The following is a 20,031-nucleotide window of genomic DNA, read 5'->3' on the forward strand; positions in this document are numbered from 1 at the left end:
TGCTACCGACGCCGCGGGCGACGCGGGGCGGATCTGCAACCGAGACGGTGGCGCTGCTGCCGACTCCGAGCGTGGCGGACGCTCTCGGTGGTCACGAGCGGAGGGGCGGCAGCCGGTCGAACGAGCTACTGCTGAACGGGGTAGCGAAAACCCTGTTTCCTACGCCCACGACTCAGCCGGACACGGGAAACGGGCACGCCCGGAACCTCGGGAACGAAGCGAAACTCCTCCCCACGCCGCAAGCTCACGACGCCCAGAAGGGCAAGACGGCGGAGCAGGTCGCAGCAATGCGGGCGAGAGGGCACGGAGTAGCGAATTTGAACGAACTCGCGGAGAACGAGTTGATAAAGCTCCTACCAACACCGAGAGCGCTGGACTCAACCGGCGTGCGGGGTCGGACACCCAACAGGAGCGAGGAGGCGAACGCCCGGGCTGGAGCGACGTTAACGGACGTGACGGAACACGACCTGCTGTCGACTGGGGGCCGTATCGTCCAGCCGTCGAACCCACAGGACGAGGCGGAGGACTAGATGCCGTTACCACCGAAAGCCGACCCGGAGAGGTACTGCCTGATCTGCGGCAGCCGACTGGAACGGAAGCGATACGGAAAGCGGTTAGAGGATCGGACTCGGTTCCTAGCCCGGCGGACGTGCTCCCAGAGCTGCGGGAACACGAGACCGGAAGTTACAAAGGACGCGAATCATTGGCGTGCCCGCAAACACCGGAAAGCGGTGTGCGAGATGTGCGGAACCCAGGAAATCCTTCACGTTCATCACGTGGACCGGAATCCGGCGAACAACGACCCGAGCAACCTCAGGACTCTGTGCGCGAGCTGCCACTTGAAGCTCCATTGGATGGAGGATCGGGAGAAGCGGATGCGGAGCCGCCCGCGCCGACCGGACCAGCCGTGCAGGATATGCGGCAAATTGTTTCACCCTCGCCACAGCCGCATCCAAACCTGCTCACCGACGTGCAAGGCGGCACTACTCAGTATTCAGAACACCGGGAACGCGAGGAAACAAACTGGGGACCCTATGCCGCCGCGATAACCCGCTGGGAAGCCGTTCTTGAGAGACCTGCCCCTAGCCCTACCGAGCCAACAGGACGCAACGGTGCTCATCGTTTATCGCCCAAGTTTTGCGAGTGGATGATGGGCCTCGCCGACGGCTGGGTGACAGACCCCGCTATTTGGAATGACGACCGTGAAGTCATCGAGAAGATCCGGACAGGGTTTATGCCCGCAACCGCTCGGAATCCCCAGTTGAAAGCGCTCGGTAACGGTGTTGTCCCGCAGCAGGCTGTCGCGGCACTGAGGCACCTCCTGAACATGGCGCAGGTGGTGGCATGACGTGGTGTGTGGAGTGGACTAGGCGGGTGAAGCTCGCGGAGTCGATAGCGGGCTGGTGGCCGCCGGGTGAGGCCACGGAGGCGGCGGTGCACGCGGCACTGGATGGGGCGTCGATGGCGGACCTCGAACGATACAGAAAGGAGGCACAAGATGGCGCGAATCAGAACAATAAAACCGAGTTTCTTCACTAGTCTGACCGTCTCGACTTTGACGTTGCATCAGCGGCTTACTTTTATCGGTCTTTGGACACATTCCGATGATGAGGGCCGGAGCATTTACGACCCTCGGTTGATTCGGGCGGCATTATGGCCGCTCGATGATCGGTCAGTTGGAGATGTCGAATCGGACATTATCGCGCTCACTGATGCGTCACTGATTACTCACTACACCGTCAGTGAACGCTCATTCCTACAGGTGAATGGATGGGCTGAGCACCAGAAAATCAACCGGCCGAAGAAGTCGGACTACCCACCCCCTCCCAAGGGTGGACCAACACCCCTCAAACCCCCTCTGACCTGCAGTGATGAGCCGTCGGTGAACGATCACGGATTGCTCACTGACGAAACACTGCGGGAAGGGAAGGGAAAGGAAGGGAAAGGAAAGGAAGGGAGTTCGCGCGCGAGCGCACTCCCAAGCATCTTCGAAGTGACCGAGGAAATGGTGGTGTGGGCTCAGACCAACGCACCGGCTGTGACAAACCTCGAATTCGAAACTGAGAAATTCAAGGATCATCACGCCGCTAAGGGGTCGAAGTTCAAGGACTGGACGCGTGCGTGGCAAACCTGGATGCGCAACGCCCAGCAGTACGCCGAGGAACGGCAGCCCAAGCTGCGGGCCGTGGCGGGGCTCTCCCCTGAAGAACTGCATCAGCGCAACATCAACTCGTACCTGTACCAATGATCGGGACGGAGGCGGAGCACTCGGTGATTGGGGCGTGCGTGGCTGATAAGAATTCGATCCGGTTCGCGGTGGAGGTCATCACGCCTGGGGACTTCTCTCACCCGTCGCTCGGTCAGGTGTTCAACATCATCGCCTCGCTACGAGGCATGGGGTCACCGGTCGATGTGGTCACCGTGGGCCAGGAGGTTAATAAGCGGAAGATTCCGGGTGTCACGGGTAACGACATCGGTCTGTGGCTACAGTCACCGGAGAATTCTGGGTCGGTGACGCATCACGCAAACATCGTTCGTGATGATTCGATCCGCCGGCAGAGCGTGACAGTTGCGACCCGAGCGGTACAGCGCCTCACTGACCCGGCAGATGAGCCCAGCGTGGCGATCGCAGATGTGGTGAGGGAGCTGCGGGAGATCAGTGCGGCTGGTGCCGGGAGCACGTTGAGGGCGAAGGTACTGAACGAAGTGCTGGAAGGCTCAGACGACTACGACTGGGTCGTTCCTGGCCTGCTGGAGCGCCGTGACCGTGTGGTGGTCACTGCGGCCGAGGGTGCCGGGAAGACCACGTTCATCCGCCAAATGGCCGTGTGTCCGGCATCGGGTATCCACCCGACGGAGTTTTTCGAGATGGACCCTATCCGGGTGCTGGTGGTGGACGCGGAGAACACGGAGACGCAATGGCGGCGGCAAGTCAGGCGGCTAGTCGTGCAGGGCCGGAATCTTGGTTCAGCTGATCCCGGGTCGAACGTGTGGTTGGCGTGCTCACCGCGGATGAATGTTACGAAGGACTCGGACCTCGGGGCGATTCACCGGCTGCTCGATGAGTCTCAGGCCGACATGGTTTGCGTGGGGCCGCTTTACAAGCTCTCGGGCGGTGATGTGAATACCGAGGAGGGCATCGGCCCAGTCTTGGATGCGTTGGACACGATCCGAGAGCGTGGGGTCGCTCTCGTGGTTGAAGCCCATGCGGGTCATCAGAAGAACGCTGCAGGATACCGGGATCTCCGTCCGCGTGGGTCGTCGGCGCTGATGGGATGGCCGGAGTTCGGGTTTGGTCTGGCGCGGAACTCCGGTGACCCGGAGCGGTTGGTGGATTTAGCGCGGTGGCGTGGTGACCGTGACGAGCGGGCGTGGCCTGAGCAGTTCAGCCGGGGCGGGACATGGCCATGGATGAACCCGTTGTTGCTGGATCGTCCAGTGACGACTGATTTCTGGGCGGAGGTCGATCGGTGAGGTCAAGTATCGACGATTTGACGTACTACTACCGGCTACCGGAACCGGAGCGACCGGAAGGCCGGATGTTCCGGGAGGCGCTGGCTGATTGGGTGGCCGAGAACAAGCGTCCTCGTCGGCGTTGGCCGGTCCGTAATCGGGAGCCGCGGACGCCTATCCCGTCGTTGAAGCGCGCTCTGATCCATGCGCGGGACGGGCAGTGGTGCCTACTGTGCGGGAATCGTGTCCGGTTCGCCGTGGATCACATCATTCCGCGGTCGGCGTTCCGGAAGGAAGACCTCGTCGCCGCTGACCGGTCGGACAACCTACGCAGCGTGTGCTTCGACTGCAACCAGAAGCGGTCGAACTACGAGACGGTCGGGTCCAAGCGGCTCGGTGTGGCTGTCGCGTGTTGGTACTGCCAGAATCCGCATCCGGATGAAACCGACTCGGATGTTTACGCGGAGTACTGCGAGGCGGTCCCGGAGGACGTGTTGCCGGTCTTCTGCGGCCGGTGCGGGGTGTCGTGGGTGCCCTCAGTGACGTGGGTGCTGTGAAGAGCAAGTCAGTTCAACGGGAGAGGGGAAAGTAATGGCTGGGGAAACGGTAGTGACGATCGTGGGGAATCTCACGGGTGATCCGGAGTTGAGGTTCACGCCGTCGGGTAGCGCGGTCGCGAATTTCACGGTGGCGTCCACTCCGAGGACGTTCGATAAGGGCCGGAACGAGTGGGTGGATGGCGAAACGTTGTTCATGCGCTGCTCGGTGTGGCGTGAGGCTGCGGAGAATGTTGCGGAGTCCCTTGCTCGGGGGGTGCGGGTGGTGGTTCAGGGTCGGTTGAAGTCCCGGAGCTTCGAGAAGGACGGGCAGAAGCGGACTGTGATCGAGTTGGACGTGGATGAGGTTGGCCCGTCGTTGCGGTACGCGACGGCGAAGGTCACGAAGAGTGCCCGTGGTGGTCAGCAGCAGGGTCAGGGCGGGTTCTCCCAGCCTCAACAGGCTCAAACCCCAGTGGATGACCCGTGGGCGGCTTCCAACCCCGCCAGTCAGCAGCAGGCGTTTGGAGGTGGCAGCGATGCAGCAGCCCCGTTCTAATGACGATGTTGTGATCCGCCGCGACGAGCTACCCGGCATCTACCGGGATGGTGACGATGGCTGGCTGATGACTACCGGGGGTGACGCGGTGGTGGATAAGAGCGTTGACGCTCCGGAGTGCAGGAAGCTCGCGTTGGCAATGGTGGCTGCTTCCGAGTTCCTGAACGCTGAGCGGCAGAATACTGCGGATCGTGAGCGTGCCGAGCAGGTCGAGAAGCTGGCGCGCACGCTCTGGGAAGCGACAAGTTCGGGTTTCCGGGGTTACATGCCGCCGTGGGAGAAAGCGGGTGCCGCGGGGCAACTGTTGCGACGGCGAGAGGCCGAGTGCCTGTATGACGCTGGTGTGCGGGTTGAAGGTGACGGACAGTGAGCGGGGACGAGAAAGCACGCGCCGAGGCGTGGCGCTCATGGGCTGAGACGCAGGGTATCGACCTTTCCAGGGAGAGCGTGAACCCTGAGCGGCTGGCATTCATGGGTGGTTGGCGGGCGCGAGATTTACCGGCTCGACGCTCAGGGACCGTGAGCATCGAGGAAGTGCTTGAAGGATGGGATGTCCGGGATATGGATGCGATCGTTCGTCCGGATATGGCTCGCAAGATGGCCGACGCGATACGGGAGCAGCTGCGCACACCGGAAGCCGTGGAACGAGTAGCCAACGTCCTGCACGATGCAGACCACGGGGAGACGCTAGCCCGGCACCTTGACCACTGTGAGCGCCCAGACGGCGAATGCGACCGCGCAGAGGTTTACCGGCTCGACGCTGGTGCCGTGATTGACGCACTGATCGGAGACAAAACATGAACAGCAACGGTTATGTGGATGCGCCCGTCTACCTGCAGGTCAAGGGCGAGCGAACGCGGTGGAGGGCCAGCGATGGTAAGTATCCGGTCCAAACCGCGAAGGTCGTTGGCTCGACGCAGGGACGGCCAACCAAACCCCAACCAGACACGGTCCTCGTCAAGGTCACTCTCCGGATCCCGGTCGGTGCTTTCGACCCGCTAGAGCCCGAAGCGATCGTCGTCGTCCCCGCCGACCTCACCGAAGCCCACCCCGTCGAGGTCGAAGCCGACGACCCGCGAGAAGCAGGTGGCAACCAGCCATGAGCCTGGACCTCGATTCGATCCGTCGCCGCCGGAAACGAGCCACCGAGAACCACGGTGCAGCGATCAACCGGAGCAACGCAGAAAAGTCCTCAGCTGATGTCGACGACCTGGCCGCGGAGGTGGAGCGGCTACGGGACGAAAACGCACGACTCAGGTTGGAACTCGACCGGGCATATGCAGAAACCCGGTCTCTGTTCCGGTCGTCGGACGCTGACGGGATCGAGGCCGCGAAGACCCGGCGTATCCAGGATCTCCGCATGGCCAACCTGCGGCTCAGATTGGAGCAAAAGGACCAAGCGACAGCGTGGGACGAGGGCTACCACCGCGGCGTCCTTGACCAAGAGGGCGAGCTAGAACAAGCCGACAACCCGTACCGGAAGGACGGCCAGTGATGGCCCCAATGCTCCGCGAGTACTCGACCGCAAAGCCACTGCCGCCGCAGATGATCGAGCCGACATGGCGGCGGTGCGACCGAGGGCACATCCTGTGCGCGGACGTGTACGACTGCGCGAGGCGAGACCCGCCACCAAGGCTGGTCGGCGTGGCCCGTAGGGGCATTCACGAAACCACCGGAAACGTGAACGAGGTACCAGCGGATTCACGTGAGCGGTACGACGACGACGAGGAGACGAAACCATGAGCGAAAAGTGTGTTGCCTGCGGGAAGCCGATCCACACCGTTCGCGCCAATCATCCGATTGTCACGCTGAACAGAGTGTGGGTGCACTATTCGATGGTTGCGAATTGGTCGCATTCCGCTATCCCGGAATCCAAGGTGCAGCGATGAATCCGTTGGAGACGCTGGTAGCGGCACGCAACCTACTCGCCGAGCAAATCGAAGCCGCAACTGAAGGGCCGTGGAGCAGGTTCGGGCACGGCCTCGCTGGCGTCGATTCGGACGGGGACGGAGCGTATGTCACTCAGGGGTTCATGTCGGACCAAGATGCTGCCCTGGTCGTGTCACTGCGGGCTGCCGCGCCCGCGATCCTCGCCATGCTGGACCTTGCGATTGATGCTTCCACTGACGACGGTGGCTCGCCAGACCCTGTGATGCTGGTTCGTCTCCTCGCTCTCGCGATAGCGATCCTCGAAGCGAACGGAGAGGGCGAGACCGATGAGTGAGACCGAGTACCGGATTGACTTCTCGATCCTCAGTCGTGAACCCGGCGAGGAAGACTTCACCGAGATCGGGTTCGGGTCAACGGCAGCCGAGAGTTCCATCGGCCAGGCCGCCGGGCATATGGCTCATGGCGCGATCCAGAATCAGGAATGGGATGAAGTGTGATGAGTGTTACCGAGGACCGGCTGGCCGAGATCCAAACCCGAGCCGACGCGGCGAGTCCAGAACTTGCCGAACCGCGCGAGGTATTCGGCCTAGTTGCCCACACCCAAATTGATGGTTTCGTGTTCCCGGTGGAGCGGAAGAATGCCGAGCAGAGGGCTAAGGCGAACATCGAGTTCGTGGCTGCTGCCCGGGAGGATGTGCCGTGGCTGCTGGCCCTGGTCCGGGAACAACAAGCGAAGCTCGACGCCGCCCGGGCACTCCACCCCGAGTGTGAGGTTTTCGTTAGTCCGCATTCGTGCCGCGAAGCGGATTCAGGCCGAGAGCCTGATAATCGATACTCAACCGGCGGCTATTGCCTGTCGTGCAAGGTCCGCCGGGCCCTGGACGGTGAGTGATGGCACTCAAGCTCGTCTTCTGCAAGGACGGCGGAAACGACCATGTGGTGGTCAACGTTTCCGGCAAATGCGTGTACTGCGGGCAGGACTTCAGCGACCCGGAAGGGGATGACGATGACGGCGCGTGACGACATCGCCACCTGGCTGGACCACGAAGCCGCGCGCGGCCGGCCCGTACCCATGCACCGCCTGGTGCGGTGGATGATCCGCCGCCATAAACGCCGCCTCGCCCGGACCTGCACCCTGTGCGGGCACAGGAGATGCTGATGGCGACCCTCACAGCCCGCCGCGGCATCAAGCCCGCCTTACGCCCACGACAAGCCCGCACCCCGCGCCGCACCAGCTACAGGAGGAAACCATGACCACTCGTGACGTGATCGCCGCTATCGACGGCGCGATCGAAGACTGGGATACGTCGGATGACGCGATGCGCTGGACACCGGAACCACCTGAACAGTTGTCGTCCGGTGGACGGCGGAACCACCTCCACTGGGCTCCTGTATCGGAGGCCTACTCATCCCACATCCGTCAGTCTTGGGCCGACATGATCGCCTCGAGGAGGGAAGCTACCCGGCTTGTGCAGCGGTCTATGCGGGTTACCCAAAATGACTTTGCGCTCGATTTCGCACTGGTTGGCCAGCCGGACGTAAAGCCCGATGTTCGTCAGCGTGCCCTCGATGCCCGCCGTAACCGCAACACCGGACCAGGGAAACCCATCCAGAACCGGAGACGACCACGATGAGCCTGCACTGTATCGTCACTGACTGCGCCGACCCGAACACGGAAACCACACGTCTCGCCGAGTATGGGGTGTTGTGCGGCTACCACTGGACGTGGCTGAACCGGGACCTCGCGGACTGCGCCGAATTGGTGGAGAACATCCGCCACGAAACGGTGCCGTCGTCCAGCCCGAAAGCGGACGGGATGCCCCGCGCCGGGAAAGCCGACCCACCCGCCCCCATCAACTTGGACGCCGTGGACGTGGCAGACGAAATCTATACGACCCTCAGAATCGCCTGTGACGCGACAGCGCACCCTATCCAGCAACCACCACCCGTCGAGACGGTTTGGGCGGCCCAGGGCTACACGCAGGGCTTGCCAGCGTATACCCAACCTGAGGACGCCGGACGGAAAACCCGTAGCCTTGTCTCGTGGCTCCGCCGTCACCTCCGCGAAATCAGCGAGCTACCCGACATTGCCGACCTCGCCGAACAGTTGCGGGCGGTCATCCCGACAGCGAAAGCCCGCTGGCCCATCACCGACCGAGAACGACATTTTCCCGGCGGTAAATGCCGCAACTGTGCCCGCCTCAACCTGTGGATGCGGCCACCCGAACAGTTTGAGGAACCCGCCCTCGTGTCCTGCCGGTCCTGCGGGTACATCGCCCACGACTTCGAGAAGAGGACAGCATGAACCCGTTCGAGTATCCGAGTGTTACCCGCGCTGTGATTGTCATCGAGATGAGCAACGGTGAACGCATGATCCTGGCATCGGACAGCGTCACCGAAGCAACGTACGAGGTAGAGCGCCGGACGGAGAAGGTGGAACATTTGGTCGGCATCAACCCATACTCGGAGTTCGTGCCCCGCCCTCATCTGATCACCCTTGAGCTTGAAGTGAACCGCTACACGATGGTCCACAGGCCAGCAGACGAAGAATCCGACAGCACTGAGCTGGTAACAGCGGCGAACAACGACTTAGTGAAACGATGACTATGAACCCGGAACACGTACCTACAGAGGAAGAGCTGGCACTTGCCGCCATGGTGGCTAAAGCCAAAGCAGATACCCTGCGGGAACTAGCAGACGGGTTCGCCCGAGTGCACACAAGGGGAGTTAGTTTCACGTTCCCGGAAATTATCGGCATCATCCGTGAGACCGCGGATCGGTATGAAGCGCAATACGGATGACCGTCGAAGACAAGCCTTACCGTAAACTCACCGACCGTGAGAAGCAGGAACGGGTCCAGGAATACCGCGACCAGCACGGTGACCTGCTCACACTCAGCGAGGCGTGCTGTCGCTACGGTCTCCGTGACAACACCATCCGGAAGTGGATTACTCGCAAACAACTTCCGTGCGTCACGATTGACCGCCGCCGCTATGTGTGGAGCGAGGACGTGATGGATTGCATTGCCGCCCGGGAACAATCGAACCGTGGCCCTCGCCGCGTGTTCGTTGACAGAAACACGAAATGAAACGTACCCTTAGAAATTGCAGGACAGGTCTGCCCACTCAATGCCTCGACCATTAATCGGTCGGGGCGTTTCTCATGAGCCGGTGAGGTGACTCGATGCGGATCGTCACCGAACCCGAACTGGGAGACCCCACCCGCATCGATGCCACCTGCACCAGGTGCGCCCTCACAACGATGATCGCCTTCCCTGTCCACGGGATCACCGACACAGGCGTCCTCTACGCTGGTGACCTCGAAGTGTGCCAGCACTGCTGGGCCAGATCCTGGCTATACCGCCGCCGCATCTGGAAAGCCATCAAGGGTCGCATCGAAGGCATGGTCGCGTAAACGCTGGGTAAGATGCATCTACTGCACCGGCGGGTGAGCAACATGACCCGGAATAACCAGCAATACCAAGACCGAGCCAAAGCCCTCCGGCGCCGGGCACAGAAGAACGGCGAACCCTGCCACATCTGCAAGCGCCCCATCGACTTCGAAGCACACTGGAAACACCCACTGTCCTTCACCGCCGACCACGTCACTCCGATAGCCACCGGCGGGAACATCCGCGGCCCGCTCCTCCCAGCACACCGAAGCTGCAACAGCCGCCGCCAAGCAACACCCATCGACGTACACGCGGCACGCGTCACACAGCGTCCGCACACAACCACCCGATGGTGACAGGAGGGACAGTATGAGCGTAGCAACCCTGAACGCCATCAAAGAAGCCATCCAAGCCCACATCGAAGCCAAAGACGAGAACGATGATGCTGTCCTCACCGACCACGTCATCGGATACAGCAAAGCCTCATTCACCGAAGACGGCCTTGTCGGATACTCCTACGGCTACATCGTCTCCGACAACGCCACACCCCACAGCACACTTGGCCTACTCCAGCGAACTACGTGGGAACTCGAAACTGACCTGATGACCGACCCCGAAGACGACGAACCCTAACCCCCTATACCCCTCCCCCCTATACCCGAAAGCACTCGGGCCGCATAGTGCGATTTTGTCCACAGGGTGTCAGGGCGGTCTGACACGGGAGGGTTTCTGACATTCCGGGGGTGATGGCGGTGGCCCGGGAGTTGAAGCCTTGTGGGACGTACGCGGCGTATCGCCGACATCGTCGGAATGGTGAGCCTGTGGATGCGGCGTGTGCTCAGGCTGCTCGGGATCAGAAGACGGTCCGGGTTGACCGTAAGGCGGCGGAGACGGCGGAGGTTGTGCAGCTCGCGATTGCTGAGGCTCTTGTGTCTGAGGCTCCGGTGGATGAGCTGGTGGAGGCGCGGGAGAACTTGCGGATTGTGAAGGCGACGATGCGGGCGGGTGTTCCTACGGGGATGGCGGCTTTGTCGAAGCAGTACGCGGATTTGGTGGCGCTGGTGAAACGGCTTGAGAGTCAGTCTGTGCCGGGGGTGAGCGTCGTTGACCAGCTTGCTCAGCGTCGCGCGGAAAGGCTCGCAGCGTCCTCGGATTGAGTCGGTGCCGTTGTGGCATACGACGGCTGCGGATGACGCCGTGGATTTGGCTGCGGTCGCTGGGTTGGTTTTGGACCCGTGGCAGGAGTATGTGCTGCGGGGTGCGTTGGGTGAACGCAAAGATGGCAAGTGGTCGGCGTTCCGGACGTGTTTGGTGGTGCCTCGGCAGAACGGCAAGAACGCGATCCTTGAGGCTAGGGAGCTTGCGGGGTCGCTGCTGTTCGGTGAGGAACTGATCGTTCATACGGCGCACCAGTATCGGACGGCGCACAAGTCGATGCTGGCGTTGATGAAGCGGATCAAGCAGGTGCCGGCCCTGGCGGAGTATGTGGTTGGGTATGACGGCCCGGGGCAGTCGATCCGCGATATCGACGGGTTCAAGACGGGCAACAACCCGGGGATTTACCTGACGAACGGTAACAGCATCGAGTATGCGACCCGGTCGGGTGACGCGGGTCGTGGTTTCACCGGGAACCTTGTGGTTCTGGATGAGGCGTACGCGGTGAAGTCCGGGGAGATTGGCGCGCTGCTGCCGACGTTGTCGTCCACGTCGATGCAGGGCAATCCTCAGGTGTGGTTCACATCGTCGGCGGGGAAGATCGGTTCGGATTATCTGGCGACGTTGCGGGATCAGGGCCGGGCTGGATTGTCGGAGCGGTTGGCGTATTTCGAGTGGTCCGCCGATGAGGACGCGACGATCGGCGATGTTGACGCATGGTATGAGGCGAACCCGGCGTTGGGTTACCGGATCTCTGAGGAGTACGTCCAGGACGAACTGGATTCGCTGATGGATGTGGCCGGTGGCGAGGACGAGTTCAAGCGGGAGCGGCTGGGGATTTGGGAGAAGCTCGGCGGGGAGCCGTTGTTCCCTCGTTGGCATGACTGTCGTGACGGTGACTTGCATGAGCTGCTGAAATCTGGTGGGACAGCCGATCAAGGGCTGACCGACATCGCTTTCGCGGTGGATGTCCCACCAGATCGTTCGACGGCGTCGATCGGGGTCGCAGGGTTCCGGGCTGACGGCTCGCTGTACATGGAACTTGTGGACCGTGGCGATGGTACGGCGTGGGTCGCACCCCGGCTGCGGGAGATCCTTGATGCTCGCGGTCGCGTGCCTGTGTTCCTGGTTGGCGATAGTGCTGCTGCCGCGTTGGATCGGGATTTCCGGAAGCACCGTGTGCGGGTGTTGTCGGTGAACAACCGCGTGTACGGGCAGGCGTGCGCGGAACTGTTCGACCTCATCGACGCGGGGCACGTGGCGCATGCCGGGCAAACGGAACTGGACGACGCTGTTGAGGCTGCGAAGAAGTCGATGATGTCGGACACGTTGTGGCGGTTGGCGCGGAAAAACCCTGTTACCGATATTTCCCCGCTGGTCGCGGTCACGCTGGCAGTCCACGGGGCGCAAAAACGCCGACCCACAGAGCAGAAGAAGAAACGCCGCGGATCGGTGTTCGCTTAGAGGGTGGTGGCCGGGTGCGTGCTTTGACTGACGACGAGAAGGACGTACTGGCCCGCCTGTATTCGCAAGTCACGTTACGAGCCCGCATGAACAGGCTCCGTTCGGAGTACGTCGCGGGTGAGAAGCTGGTCACGAAATTAGGGTTCTCGATCCCCCCGGGGATGGAATCGTTCCAGCTGGTGGTGGGATGGCCTGCGAAAGCTTGCGAGGTTCTTTCAGCCCGTCTGCTCCCGCGAGGGTTCAGCCTCCCGTCCACATCGACGCTGATCGACGACCTTGACGACGTTTTCGGGTCGAACCAGATGGAGTACGTGGAGCGGACGGCGATCGACGCCGCGGTGAAGCATGGCGTGAGTTTCGTGTTCACCAGCCGCGGTGACACCACTGTCGGGGAGCCGGAAGAGCTTGTGACAGCGCGCACGGCACTGTCGGCGTCGGCGGAAATGGACCCCAGGTCACGACGGATCACGTCGGCGCTGGAGCTGCTGGGCGGCACCCGGGTCAACCTGTATCTGCCGGGCAGGGTGCTGGTGTGTGTCCGCCGGCCGTCGGGCTGGATGGTGGAAGACGAGTACGCTACCGCGTCCAGCAGGGTGCTGTGCACCCCGTACGTGCATAACGCGTCGATCGAGAAACCGTTCGGCTCGTCCCGGGTGACACGTCCCCTGATGGGGTACACGGACGCCGCGGTGCGGACCCTGCTCCGGGAGGAAGTGTCGGCCGAGTTTTACAGCGCGCCCCGGCAGTCCCTGTTAGGCGCCGACGAGTCGGTGTTCGTTGACCAGGACGGGAACCTCCGGCCTGCGTGGGCGGCGATCATCGGAGCGGTGTGGGCGATCCCTGATGAAGAGGACGAGCTGACCGGTGAACGGCACCGGCCGGACTTGAAAACACTCCCACAAATGACGATGCAGCCGCACAACGACCAGCTGCGGATGATCGCTCAGATGGCGTCCGGAGAGACGGGCATCCCACTGTCGTATCTGGGTGTGATGCAGGATTCGAACCCAACGTCGGCTGACGCGATCCACGCCAACGAGATCGATTTGGTGCGGATCGCGAGGGGGCAGTTCCCGTCGCTGGGTATGGGCCGGGAACAACTGGCGCGTGACGTGTTGACTCTTCGCCACGGTGAGGTACCGGAGCAGGAACTCCGCGGGTTGAAATCCCGATGGGAGGACCCCCGCTCGCAATCGATCACCGAGCAGTCGCAGTTCGTGGCGCAGCAGGTTTCGTCAGGGAATTTCCAGCCAGGGAGCAGGGCGACGCTGGATCAGCTGCCGATCACGCCGGAGGAAGCAGAGCGGTTCGCGACCGAAAACGCCCGACTGGCCGGTCAGTCGCAGTTGCAGAACCTCCTAGCTCAAGACGCTCCTACTGGATCGGGGGGGCAATGACCTCCGATGACCTGAAGGTTCGCTTCGACGCTCTGGGCATTGCCGTACGTGCCGGGGTTGACCCAGCTGACGCCGCTAACCGGATCAGTCTCCCAGGCGTGAAGTTCACGGGTGCCACCCCGGTAGCCCTGCGGCTCCCTGAGGCCGTCGCCGTGAAGCTTGAGGACCGGTGATGGCCACCCAAGCCCAGGTCGCGCGGTTCGTGGCAGGCAACCGGCGGATCGAGGAACTACTGGGACGGGACCTACGGCGGCTGTGGGCGGGCCTGGACCTGGCGAACCCGATCACGGTACGGGATTCGCTCCTCGGGGTGACGCCGCTTCTCGCGGCACGCTACGGGGCGGTCGCAGCCGCGCTCGCGGCAGAGTACTTCGAAGAGATCATGAGTGTCACCCCTGCCTTGGGCGCGGGCGTGGACGGCTTGAGGGTTCAGGCATCCACCCGCTGGGCTCTCGGTCCTCTCTTCGATGGTGTGCCGGAGGATGCGCTAGCGCACTTGTCGGGGGCTCTGTCCCGGCACGTGAAGCAGCAGGGCCGGGATGTGATCCACGAGTCCACCCGGGTGACACGTGGCGCGACGTACGCCCGTGTCCCGTCCGGAATGGACACCTGCGATTTCTGCCTGGACATGGCGTCCCGGGGTGCGGTCTACGCCTCCCGCCGCAACGCTGGCGGTGAAGGAAACGACTACCACGACCTATGCAACTGTGCCCCGGTTGCCGTGGCGTCGGAAGCGGACCTACCCGACGGATACGACCCCGACGCCCTGTATGAGGCGTACGCAGCCCGACAGGCCAAGAAGCAAGGCCTAACCCAGTAATCTTCCGCGGTTCTCCCGCGAAGCGGCAACGTCCACCGGCTTGGACGGTCATCAACGGCCCACAAGAGGCCAACCCATCTTGGAGGAACGGTCATGCCTGAAAAAGGTGACGACACCGCTACAGCGGGAGAACACGACGACAACCAGCAGCCGGAGAAGCAGGAGTTCAACGCTCCTGAATCGCAGGAAGAGCTGGACCGGATCATCCAGAAACGGATCGAGAGGGAACGGGCCAAGTTCTCGGATTACGACGACCTCGCCGCTAAGGCCAGGAAGCTCGAAGAGCTTGAAGAGTCGAAGAAAACCGACGAACAGCGGCGCGACGAGGAACGCGAGACGCTGCGCAAGCAGCTGGCGGACCTCGAAGAAAAGTTGTCCCTCAAGGACCGCGAGGTTCTGAAGACCCGGATCGCCAGCTCGAAGGGCGTCCCCGTGAGCGCGTTGACCGGGACCACCGAAGACGAACTGTTGGCGTCTGCTGACGAACTCCTGGATTGGCGAGGGAAACAGGACCGGCTGCCCGGCTATGTCCCAACAGCCGGTACCGGCAACCCCAACCCTCAAGTGTCGTCGCTCGACTCAGGGCGTGAGCGTGCTCGCGCCACCCAAAAACAAGTTTCGTAAGGAGCAATGATGACTAATCTTTCGATTAGTAGCGAGACGTTCGGCGGCGCTCATGACGCGTGGCTGGGCTCTCGGCGCGGCGTGTCCACCGCGCGAACTGTGACGCTCGACGCGACCGGTTTCGCCGGTGCAACGGACGGCGTCGTCAAGGGCGGCACACCTGTCGCGAAGTCCGGAGAGAAGTACGTCGCCTACACGGCGGCAGCCGGCCAGACACTGGCTGGTTTCGTGCTGAACCCGACGAACGTCAGCCGCGGTGACGCTGTCGCCCCGCTGATCGACCATGGCCGGATCATCACATCCCGGCTGCCCGTTGCATTCGCCGTGCCGGCAAACCCCGGCGCGTTCATCTTCGTCTGATTGGAGGGCTGACTCATGGAATTGTGGACTGACATAATCAACCCTGCCGATCTGACCGGGTTCGCGAGGGAAACAGCTGAAACATACGACCAGGGTTCCCTGGCCGCGCTGCTCCCGAACATCCCCGTCGATGACGTGGTGTTCTCGTGGAACGTCGGGGAGAAGGTCACCGACGTGGCCGAATACCGTTCGTTCGACGCGGAAACCCCGATTGGGAACGCTCCTGGCGTGGAGCAGAAGACCGCGCGGCTGGCCCCACTCGGCCTGAAGAAGAGGTTCTCCGAGTACGACCAGCTACGCCGCCGTTCCGCGAATTCACCGGAAACGGTGCAGGCCGCTGCGGATCGTCTCGCCGCTGAGGTGGCGAGGGCGACTGTGGACCGTGCTGAGCGGGCTCGCGGTGAAGCGCTGGTGACGGGGAAGCTCGCGATCAACGAGAACGGGTTCATCCAGAACGTCGATTTCGGTCGGCGCGCGGATTTCACCATCACCGCGGTCACTCTGTGGAGCGCGGCGGGCGCTAGCCCGCTGGATGACCTGGAGGCGTGGAACGCAGCGTATATCGAGGAGAACGGCACAGCGCCGACTTCGATACTCGTGTCGTCCCGGGTGATGTCCGCTCTCGTGAAAAAGCTCCGCGATCAGCTGGGCGCCGGAGCGCCGACCGTGTTCACGCGGAACAACGCGAACGAGATCATCGCGGGCTACGGCCTGCCGGTCCCGACCGTGTACGACCGTCGCGTGGGCGGTGCGCGGGTTACCGCGGATGACCGTGTGATCTTCGCGGGTACCGGTGTTGGCGGCACGGTGTGGGGCACAACCGTGGAAGCGGACGATCCCCGTTACAACCTGACCGGTGGAGACCTGCCGGGCATGGTCGTCGGTGCCTATAACGCGGACGACCCGGCGACGAAGTGGGTTCGTGCGAACGCGATCGCTCTCCCGATCCTCGGTGACCCGAACCTGTCGTTGGCAGCGAGGGTCCTTTAAGGATCAGCGTGGGGACCGGCTGATTTAACCGGCTGGTCCCCACGCCCTTCTACCTCTTCGAGGGAGTTTCTGTTGTGGCGAAAATACGTGAAGACCTGATCGGCGCAGTGTATGTGGGTAACCATGTTCTGTACGCCGGGGACGAGATACCTGACGAAGTTACGGTCGGCCCGCACCTGGTCGAGTCAGCTGAGCCAGCGAAGCGCCGGCGTTCCCGTAAAGAGGAATAGCCGTGGCGTGGGCGGAACCGGGGGATGTCAAAGCCCGCTGGATCGGGGGCGACCCGCTACCTGTCACCGACCAGCAGCTCACGACCCTGATCGAGGACGCGGAGGACGTGATCCTCGGTGAGTTCCCGACGATGAACACTCTGGTCCCTGACACGGTCCCGAAGAACCGTGTGGTGCGGGTGATCGCTCGGATGGTCATTAGGGTGATCCGCAACCCGGAAGGTATCCGGCAAGTGCAGGAAACGACGGGCCCGTATTCCCAGTCGGAAACGTACGGCGGGGACAACCCGGGGGAACTGTATTTGACGGACGCCGACCGGCGTGACCTTTCCGGGCGTAAGACCGCTGGGAAGGCTTACACGGTTTCGACTGTGCCGGGTGGTTGGCCGTGAGCCGCTTCCGGCATCCGATCACGGTAACTCGGATCAGATCGGGTGGCACGGACAACAAAGGCAACCCGCGCCCTGACGTGGAAGCCCCGATTAAGGGGTGCGCGTTCGCGCCTCGCGCGTCGTCGGAGCTGAACGATTACCGGCAGGCGACGATCAGCGGCGGCACCCTGTACGCCCCGTACGGTTCCGATGTGCAGCCGACCGACCGTATCCGTGTTCCAGCCCCGTGGGCCGGCGTATATGGCGTGGAGGGTGACATCGGCGTGTGGGTGAACCCGCACACGGGAGACACGCCTGGCGTAGAGATCAACCTTGAGAAGAGGGCCGGCTAAATGAGCATCGGAATAAGCATCGCCACCAACCTGTCGGGACGCCCGGCCCTGATCCTGACGCAGGAGCAGTGGGAGAGGATCGATCCGTGATGGCGAAGATCCGGTACGTCCCTGACCGCCACGGTATGCGGGATCTGGCACAGTCGAAACCGGTTGGTGACGCGTGCGTCCGTGCCGCAGAACACGGAGCGGCGTGGGCCAAATCTGCCCCCCTGAAGGGTGGTCCCTCGGATCGGATTAGTGAGTACCGGGCGGGGTTCAAAGCCATGCCGGCGAAAGTCGTCGTTGGCGGAGAGACTCGTGCGGGCGCGATCCTGATCAACGACTCCGACGTGGAGCGGATCTTCGGCGGTAGGAACCGAACCCTGTACCGGGCGATCAACGCCATCGAAGGAGTGTCGCTGTAATGCACCCTTCGGTCGAAGACGCGGTCTGGGAGGCTATTGCCGTGCTGGTCGCGGAAGACCACCTGTACTTCCGGTTGACCGCGAACTTCCAAGAGTCACTGCCAGCGGTACTGATCCGAGCGGAACAACCCTCAGCTGGGGACGTACTTGCCACGTCCCGCCTGCAAATCGAGATCTACCACCAGACCCGGAACGACGCGAAAACGTTGGCGCGGGTGCTCGACGCGCATCTGCTGTCCGGCCCGCACGATACGTCGCACGGCCTGCTGGACCGGATTTGGGCGGACACCCCGCCCAACGAAGTCCCTTACTACGACGGCCAAATTTCGCAATTCAACGCCGTGTACCGGGTTGACACTCGCGCTGTCTAAACATTCCTGCACGTCCCACATTCCCGGGAACAGTTAATAGCCCCTGCGTGGGCGTAACCCCTTTGTGGAAGGAACGAACCGTTATGCCCACTATGGCAGAACTGAAGACTGCTGCGGACAGCTCGAACCTTGTCCGGAAAATCCTCGAATCCGTTATCTACGTGGCACCGGAAACCGCCGCCCCGATCGACAACATTCTTGACGCCGGCGGCGCTTTGATCGCGAAGCCCGCCGATTACAAGTTCGTGGGGATGATCGGCAAGGACTCGGGTATCACGTTTGGGTCGGATATGGACTCGGAAACCGTGGAGGCTCACGGCTACAACTCGCCGGTCCGCACTGATATCACCGGGTCTGAGAAGACGGTCCAGTTTACTGCGATCGAAACGAACAAGACCACGCTGGAGCTGCATTACGGCCTGGACTTGTCGGCCGTCACTGCGGCTGCGACGACGGGGATGGTGAAGTTCAAGGAGCCGAACCTGGAGAATCGTCCGATTTGTCGGATGCTGCTTCTCGGCGTGGATGGTATCGGTGCGAATCAGCACATTTACGGGAAGTTTTACCCACGTGTCCAGGTCACTGAGGCGTCGGAAACCACTTGGTCGGCGTCGGACTCTCTGGCGTACGAGCTGACGTTCTCCGCCTACCCTGACCCGGTCCTGGGTTACCCCGTGCAGCACTTCCTGAAGTTCCCGGCACCGGCGCTTGCCCGGTCGGGCTTCACGTCTGCACCTTGATCCCCTTGGCCGGGGTGGTTCCGGGAATGTCTGCCCCGGCCAAGGTTCAATCCCCACATTCCCACCCATTGAAGGAGCATGACCGATGGCAACACTTGTTAAAGGCACCGGGAAAGACAAGCACACCGTGGAAACGGAAAATGCTGCGGAGATCGTGGATCTCGAAGCACGTGGGTACGCCCGGCAGGAACAGGGTAAGGCTGTGGAGAAGAAGAGTTAACGGAATTCGGGATGTATGAACGCTGGCGTGTCTGACAGGTCCCAAATGTTGGACGCTAGAACGTTGTCGAAGTTGATTTTCTTCACCGTGTCCTGCGTATAACTGACCGACAGGACCAGCGCGTCGTCTTGCTCGTTCCCATACTGATCGACCATCGGAAACGTCCCGTCGATCATCACCTCATCGAATTTCACGCCCGACTCTTTCACCGTTTTCAGGATCGCGACCGTATCGGCTTGCGCGCCGGCGCGGATCAGGTTGTTGGTGAGGTTGTCGCCGAGAGGGAATTCGACGCGGATGATCCCGCCGCTGGTGAACTCGGTGAGTTTCGTGCCCTCAACTGCCGTGCTGAGTCCTTTCCGGAGTTTGTCCTCATCGGACACCTTTGGAGCTGCCTTGGTTTCCGGTTTCTGAGGCTCCGTCTTCTGAGGCTCAGCCTTCTTTTCGGGCGTGGTTGTCTTCGCCGGTTTCGGTGTTTCTTTCGGAGCTTCGGTTGTCGGCGGTGCTGTTGTTTTTGCGGCTGCTACGGGTTCGTCTGGGACACCGCCGACCGCAGCACCGATTACGCCGAGCAGCACGAGGCCCACGAACAGTACGCCTACAGCCGCCAACACGACCGTTAAGACGATGTGCCGCCCGAACCAGCTCTTCGACGGCTCATCCACGACGGCCTGCCAGCCGTCAGGCGCTTTCGGCCACG

At 62.2% G+C, this 20,031-nt stretch carries 38 protein-coding genes and 1 pseudogene; 38 read left to right on the plus strand and 1 reads right to left on the minus strand.

Translation table 11 applies throughout. The features are described 5' to 3' along the window. Window positions 1–740 precede the first annotated feature (740 nt). The 38 genes and pseudogenes from LWF01_RS19240 to LWF01_RS02985 form a co-directional block, all read left to right on the plus strand. A pseudogene (locus LWF01_RS19240) lies at window positions 741–797 on the plus strand (hypothetical protein); the annotation flags it as partial. 26 nt (window positions 798–823) lie between these two features. Beyond that, window positions 824–1,348 carry a hypothetical protein gene (locus tag LWF01_RS02805; protein WP_349639521.1) on the plus strand — a complete coding sequence of 175 codons (525 nt, stop codon included), beginning with the start codon at window positions 824–826 and terminating at the stop codon, window positions 1,346–1,348. Between the two features lie 150 nt (window positions 1,349–1,498). Continuing rightward, window positions 1,499–2,248, plus strand: coding sequence for a hypothetical protein (locus LWF01_RS02810; RefSeq protein ID WP_349639522.1), 750 nt, complete (start codon window positions 1,499–1,501; stop codon window positions 2,246–2,248). Window positions 2,249–2,286: 38 nt separating this feature from the next. Next, window positions 2,287–3,474 (plus strand): AAA family ATPase, encoded by a 1,188-nt coding sequence (locus LWF01_RS02815; RefSeq protein WP_349639523.1) that lies wholly within the window; start codon window positions 2,287–2,289, stop codon window positions 3,472–3,474. Beyond that, complete coding sequence (locus LWF01_RS02820) at window positions 3,471–4,010, plus strand: HNH endonuclease (RefSeq protein WP_349639524.1); 540 nt, start codon at window positions 3,471–3,473, stop codon at window positions 4,008–4,010. Before LWF01_RS02815 ends, LWF01_RS02820 begins: the two co-directional genes overlap by 4 nt. Window positions 4,011–4,044: 34 nt before the next feature. Beyond that, entirely contained in the window at window positions 4,045–4,548 is a 504-nt protein-coding gene (locus LWF01_RS02825; RefSeq protein WP_349639525.1) for a single-stranded DNA-binding protein, read from the plus strand. After that, a complete protein-coding gene (locus LWF01_RS02830) occupies window positions 4,529–4,918 on the plus strand; it encodes a hypothetical protein (RefSeq protein WP_349639526.1) in 390 nt (129 codons plus the stop codon). The genes LWF01_RS02825 and LWF01_RS02830 overlap by 20 nt, the downstream gene beginning before the upstream one ends. Next, window positions 4,915–5,349 carry a hypothetical protein gene (locus LWF01_RS02835; RefSeq protein WP_349639527.1) on the plus strand — a complete coding sequence of 145 codons (435 nt, stop codon included), beginning with the start codon at window positions 4,915–4,917 and terminating at the stop codon, window positions 5,347–5,349. Before LWF01_RS02830 ends, LWF01_RS02835 begins: the two co-directional genes overlap by 4 nt. Next, window positions 5,346–5,651 (plus strand): hypothetical protein, encoded by a 306-nt coding sequence (locus LWF01_RS02840; protein WP_349639528.1) that lies wholly within the window; start codon window positions 5,346–5,348, stop codon window positions 5,649–5,651. The genes LWF01_RS02835 and LWF01_RS02840 overlap by 4 nt, the downstream gene beginning before the upstream one ends. Then, a complete protein-coding gene (locus LWF01_RS02845; protein WP_349639529.1) occupies window positions 5,648–6,043 on the plus strand; it encodes a hypothetical protein in 396 nt (131 codons plus the stop codon). Before LWF01_RS02840 ends, LWF01_RS02845 begins: the two co-directional genes overlap by 4 nt. Continuing rightward, window positions 6,040–6,291: a hypothetical protein gene (locus LWF01_RS02850; RefSeq protein WP_349639530.1), complete on the plus strand. Its 252-nt coding sequence runs from the start codon at window positions 6,040–6,042 to the stop codon at window positions 6,289–6,291. Before LWF01_RS02845 ends, LWF01_RS02850 begins: the two co-directional genes overlap by 4 nt. Next, the gene (locus LWF01_RS02855; RefSeq protein ID WP_349639531.1) at window positions 6,288–6,437 is read left to right on the plus strand and encodes a hypothetical protein; all 150 of its coding nucleotides are present in this window, start codon (window positions 6,288–6,290) and stop codon (window positions 6,435–6,437) included. Before LWF01_RS02850 ends, LWF01_RS02855 begins: the two co-directional genes overlap by 4 nt. Beyond that, window positions 6,434–6,772, plus strand: a complete 339-nt coding sequence (locus LWF01_RS02860) for a hypothetical protein (RefSeq protein WP_349639532.1) — start codon at window positions 6,434–6,436, stop codon at window positions 6,770–6,772. The genes LWF01_RS02855 and LWF01_RS02860 overlap by 4 nt, the downstream gene beginning before the upstream one ends. Next, entirely contained in the window at window positions 6,765–6,935 is a 171-nt protein-coding gene (locus tag LWF01_RS02865) for a hypothetical protein (RefSeq protein ID WP_349639533.1), read from the plus strand. The genes LWF01_RS02860 and LWF01_RS02865 overlap by 8 nt, the downstream gene beginning before the upstream one ends. Next, window positions 6,935–7,330, plus strand: coding sequence for a hypothetical protein (locus LWF01_RS02870; RefSeq protein WP_349639534.1), 396 nt, complete (start codon window positions 6,935–6,937; stop codon window positions 7,328–7,330). The genes LWF01_RS02865 and LWF01_RS02870 overlap by 1 nt, the downstream gene beginning before the upstream one ends. Continuing rightward, a complete protein-coding gene (locus tag LWF01_RS02875; RefSeq protein WP_349639535.1) occupies window positions 7,330–7,458 on the plus strand; it encodes a hypothetical protein in 129 nt (42 codons plus the stop codon). The genes LWF01_RS02870 and LWF01_RS02875 overlap by 1 nt, the downstream gene beginning before the upstream one ends. Before the next feature lie 230 nt (window positions 7,459–7,688). Continuing rightward, window positions 7,689–8,072, plus strand: a complete 384-nt coding sequence (locus tag LWF01_RS02880) for a hypothetical protein (RefSeq protein WP_349639536.1) — start codon at window positions 7,689–7,691, stop codon at window positions 8,070–8,072. Then, window positions 8,069–8,743 carry a hypothetical protein gene (locus LWF01_RS02885; protein WP_349639537.1) on the plus strand — a complete coding sequence of 225 codons (675 nt, stop codon included), beginning with the start codon at window positions 8,069–8,071 and terminating at the stop codon, window positions 8,741–8,743. Before LWF01_RS02880 ends, LWF01_RS02885 begins: the two co-directional genes overlap by 4 nt. Continuing rightward, a complete protein-coding gene (locus LWF01_RS02890; RefSeq protein ID WP_349639538.1) occupies window positions 8,740–9,042 on the plus strand; it encodes a hypothetical protein in 303 nt (100 codons plus the stop codon). The genes LWF01_RS02885 and LWF01_RS02890 overlap by 4 nt, the downstream gene beginning before the upstream one ends. Then, window positions 9,039–9,239: a hypothetical protein gene (locus LWF01_RS02895; RefSeq protein WP_349639539.1), complete on the plus strand. Its 201-nt coding sequence runs from the start codon at window positions 9,039–9,041 to the stop codon at window positions 9,237–9,239. The genes LWF01_RS02890 and LWF01_RS02895 overlap by 4 nt, the downstream gene beginning before the upstream one ends. Beyond that, a complete protein-coding gene (locus LWF01_RS02900) occupies window positions 9,236–9,526 on the plus strand; it encodes a helix-turn-helix domain-containing protein (RefSeq protein WP_349639540.1) in 291 nt (96 codons plus the stop codon). Before LWF01_RS02895 ends, LWF01_RS02900 begins: the two co-directional genes overlap by 4 nt. A gap of 95 nt (window positions 9,527–9,621) precedes the next feature. Further along, entirely contained in the window at window positions 9,622–9,852 is a 231-nt protein-coding gene (locus tag LWF01_RS02905) for a hypothetical protein (RefSeq protein ID WP_349639541.1), read from the plus strand. 346 nt (window positions 9,853–10,198) lie between these two features. Beyond that, a complete protein-coding gene (locus LWF01_RS02910; RefSeq protein ID WP_349639542.1) occupies window positions 10,199–10,462 on the plus strand; it encodes a hypothetical protein in 264 nt (87 codons plus the stop codon). A gap of 188 nt (window positions 10,463–10,650) precedes the next feature. Beyond that, a complete protein-coding gene (locus LWF01_RS02915) occupies window positions 10,651–10,986 on the plus strand; it encodes a hypothetical protein (RefSeq protein ID WP_349639543.1) in 336 nt (111 codons plus the stop codon). Between the two features lie 4 nt (window positions 10,987–10,990). Then, window positions 10,991–12,448, plus strand: coding sequence for a hypothetical protein (locus LWF01_RS02920; RefSeq protein WP_349639544.1), 1,458 nt, complete (start codon window positions 10,991–10,993; stop codon window positions 12,446–12,448). 86 nt (window positions 12,449–12,534) lie between these two features. After that, window positions 12,535–13,845 (plus strand): hypothetical protein, encoded by a 1,311-nt coding sequence (locus tag LWF01_RS02925; RefSeq protein WP_349639545.1) that lies wholly within the window; start codon window positions 12,535–12,537, stop codon window positions 13,843–13,845. After that, on the plus strand, window positions 13,842–14,018 hold the full coding sequence (locus tag LWF01_RS02930) for a hypothetical protein (protein ID WP_349639546.1): 177 nt from the start codon (window positions 13,842–13,844) through the stop codon (window positions 14,016–14,018). Before LWF01_RS02925 ends, LWF01_RS02930 begins: the two co-directional genes overlap by 4 nt. Further along, on the plus strand, window positions 14,018–14,665 hold the full coding sequence (locus LWF01_RS02935) for a VG15 protein (RefSeq protein ID WP_349639547.1): 648 nt from the start codon (window positions 14,018–14,020) through the stop codon (window positions 14,663–14,665). Before LWF01_RS02930 ends, LWF01_RS02935 begins: the two co-directional genes overlap by 1 nt. A gap of 93 nt (window positions 14,666–14,758) precedes the next feature. Next, a complete protein-coding gene (locus LWF01_RS02940; protein WP_349639548.1) occupies window positions 14,759–15,289 on the plus strand; it encodes a capsid assembly scaffolding protein Gp46 family protein in 531 nt (176 codons plus the stop codon). Window positions 15,290–15,298: 9 nt separating this feature from the next. Then, window positions 15,299–15,649 (plus strand): hypothetical protein, encoded by a 351-nt coding sequence (locus LWF01_RS02945; protein WP_349639549.1) that lies wholly within the window; start codon window positions 15,299–15,301, stop codon window positions 15,647–15,649. A gap of 15 nt (window positions 15,650–15,664) precedes the next feature. Continuing rightward, window positions 15,665–16,639 carry a major capsid protein gene (locus LWF01_RS02950; protein WP_349639550.1) on the plus strand — a complete coding sequence of 325 codons (975 nt, stop codon included), beginning with the start codon at window positions 15,665–15,667 and terminating at the stop codon, window positions 16,637–16,639. A gap of 74 nt (window positions 16,640–16,713) precedes the next feature. Beyond that, a complete protein-coding gene (locus tag LWF01_RS02955; protein ID WP_349639551.1) occupies window positions 16,714–16,869 on the plus strand; it encodes a hypothetical protein in 156 nt (51 codons plus the stop codon). A gap of 2 nt (window positions 16,870–16,871) precedes the next feature. Then, on the plus strand, window positions 16,872–17,261 hold the full coding sequence (locus tag LWF01_RS02960; protein ID WP_349639552.1) for a hypothetical protein: 390 nt from the start codon (window positions 16,872–16,874) through the stop codon (window positions 17,259–17,261). Between the two features lie 77 nt (window positions 17,262–17,338). Next, on the plus strand, window positions 17,339–17,593 hold the full coding sequence (locus LWF01_RS02965; RefSeq protein WP_349639553.1) for a hypothetical protein: 255 nt from the start codon (window positions 17,339–17,341) through the stop codon (window positions 17,591–17,593). An 89-nt stretch (window positions 17,594–17,682) separates the two neighbouring features. Next, a complete protein-coding gene (locus LWF01_RS02970; RefSeq protein ID WP_349639554.1) occupies window positions 17,683–18,000 on the plus strand; it encodes a hypothetical protein in 318 nt (105 codons plus the stop codon). Further along, window positions 18,000–18,371, plus strand: a complete 372-nt coding sequence (locus LWF01_RS02975) for a hypothetical protein (protein WP_349639555.1) — start codon at window positions 18,000–18,002, stop codon at window positions 18,369–18,371. The genes LWF01_RS02970 and LWF01_RS02975 overlap by 1 nt, the downstream gene beginning before the upstream one ends. An 83-nt stretch (window positions 18,372–18,454) precedes the next feature. Next, entirely contained in the window at window positions 18,455–19,111 is a 657-nt protein-coding gene (locus tag LWF01_RS02980) for a phage tail tube protein (protein ID WP_349639556.1), read from the plus strand. Window positions 19,112–19,196: 85 nt separating this feature from the next. Then, entirely contained in the window at window positions 19,197–19,331 is a 135-nt protein-coding gene (locus LWF01_RS02985) for a hypothetical protein (protein WP_349639557.1), read from the plus strand. Here LWF01_RS02985 and LWF01_RS02990 read toward each other — a convergent pair. Further along, entirely contained in the window at window positions 19,328–19,996 is a 669-nt protein-coding gene (locus LWF01_RS02990) for a hypothetical protein (RefSeq protein WP_349639558.1), read from the minus strand. The genes LWF01_RS02985 and LWF01_RS02990 overlap by 4 nt on opposite strands. Window positions 19,997–20,031: the final 35 nt, after the last annotated feature.

Source organism: Saxibacter everestensis, from assembly GCF_025787225.1.
GTDB classification, from domain to species: Bacteria; Actinomycetota; Actinomycetes; order Actinomycetales; family Brevibacteriaceae; genus Saxibacter; species Saxibacter everestensis.

Excerpts from the sequence above, each read along its gene's own strand:
- LWF01_RS02910 (WP_349639542.1), top strand. The coding sequence starts at position 10,199 with ATGAGCGTAGCAACCCTGAACGCCATCAAAGAAGCCATCCAAGCCCAC.
- LWF01_RS02890 (WP_349639538.1), top strand. The coding sequence starts at position 8,740 with ATGAACCCGTTCGAGTATCCGAGTGTTACCCGCGCTGTGATTGTCATC.
- LWF01_RS02975 (WP_349639555.1), top strand. The coding sequence starts at position 18,000 with ATGCACCCTTCGGTCGAAGACGCGGTCTGGGAGGCTATTGCCGTGCTG.
- LWF01_RS02925 (WP_349639545.1), top strand. The coding sequence starts at position 12,535 with ATGAACAGGCTCCGTTCGGAGTACGTCGCGGGTGAGAAGCTGGTCACG.
- LWF01_RS02945 (WP_349639549.1), top strand. The coding sequence starts at position 15,299 with ATGACTAATCTTTCGATTAGTAGCGAGACGTTCGGCGGCGCTCATGAC.
- LWF01_RS02905 (WP_349639541.1), top strand. The coding sequence starts at position 9,622 with ATGCGGATCGTCACCGAACCCGAACTGGGAGACCCCACCCGCATCGAT.
- LWF01_RS02840 (WP_349639528.1), top strand. The coding sequence starts at position 5,346 with ATGAACAGCAACGGTTATGTGGATGCGCCCGTCTACCTGCAGGTCAAG.
- LWF01_RS02930 (WP_349639546.1), top strand. The coding sequence starts at position 13,842 with ATGACCTCCGATGACCTGAAGGTTCGCTTCGACGCTCTGGGCATTGCC.
- LWF01_RS02980 (WP_349639556.1), top strand. The coding sequence starts at position 18,455 with ATGCCCACTATGGCAGAACTGAAGACTGCTGCGGACAGCTCGAACCTT.
- LWF01_RS02875 (WP_349639535.1), top strand. The coding sequence starts at position 7,330 with ATGGCACTCAAGCTCGTCTTCTGCAAGGACGGCGGAAACGACCATGTG.
- LWF01_RS02865 (WP_349639533.1), top strand. The coding sequence starts at position 6,765 with ATGAGTGAGACCGAGTACCGGATTGACTTCTCGATCCTCAGTCGTGAA.
- LWF01_RS02985 (WP_349639557.1), top strand. The coding sequence starts at position 19,197 with ATGGCAACACTTGTTAAAGGCACCGGGAAAGACAAGCACACCGTGGAA.
- LWF01_RS02885 (WP_349639537.1), top strand. The coding sequence starts at position 8,069 with ATGAGCCTGCACTGTATCGTCACTGACTGCGCCGACCCGAACACGGAA.
- LWF01_RS02860 (WP_349639532.1), top strand. The coding sequence starts at position 6,434 with ATGAATCCGTTGGAGACGCTGGTAGCGGCACGCAACCTACTCGCCGAG.
- LWF01_RS02935 (WP_349639547.1), top strand. The coding sequence starts at position 14,018 with ATGGCCACCCAAGCCCAGGTCGCGCGGTTCGTGGCAGGCAACCGGCGG.
- LWF01_RS02940 (WP_349639548.1), top strand. The coding sequence starts at position 14,759 with ATGCCTGAAAAAGGTGACGACACCGCTACAGCGGGAGAACACGACGAC.
- LWF01_RS02970 (WP_349639554.1), top strand. The coding sequence starts at position 17,683 with ATGGCGAAGATCCGGTACGTCCCTGACCGCCACGGTATGCGGGATCTG.
- LWF01_RS02830 (WP_349639526.1), top strand. The coding sequence starts at position 4,529 with ATGCAGCAGCCCCGTTCTAATGACGATGTTGTGATCCGCCGCGACGAG.
- LWF01_RS02900 (WP_349639540.1), top strand. The coding sequence starts at position 9,236 with ATGACCGTCGAAGACAAGCCTTACCGTAAACTCACCGACCGTGAGAAG.
- LWF01_RS02880 (WP_349639536.1), top strand. The coding sequence starts at position 7,689 with ATGACCACTCGTGACGTGATCGCCGCTATCGACGGCGCGATCGAAGAC.
- LWF01_RS02950 (WP_349639550.1), top strand. The coding sequence starts at position 15,665 with ATGGAATTGTGGACTGACATAATCAACCCTGCCGATCTGACCGGGTTC.
- LWF01_RS02845 (WP_349639529.1), top strand. The coding sequence starts at position 5,648 with ATGAGCCTGGACCTCGATTCGATCCGTCGCCGCCGGAAACGAGCCACC.
- LWF01_RS02870 (WP_349639534.1), top strand. The coding sequence starts at position 6,935 with ATGAGTGTTACCGAGGACCGGCTGGCCGAGATCCAAACCCGAGCCGAC.
- LWF01_RS02895 (WP_349639539.1), top strand. The coding sequence starts at position 9,039 with ATGACTATGAACCCGGAACACGTACCTACAGAGGAAGAGCTGGCACTT.
- LWF01_RS02825 (WP_349639525.1), top strand. The coding sequence starts at position 4,045 with ATGGCTGGGGAAACGGTAGTGACGATCGTGGGGAATCTCACGGGTGAT.
- LWF01_RS02855 (WP_349639531.1), top strand. The coding sequence starts at position 6,288 with ATGAGCGAAAAGTGTGTTGCCTGCGGGAAGCCGATCCACACCGTTCGC.
- LWF01_RS02810 (WP_349639522.1), top strand. The coding sequence starts at position 1,499 with ATGGCGCGAATCAGAACAATAAAACCGAGTTTCTTCACTAGTCTGACC.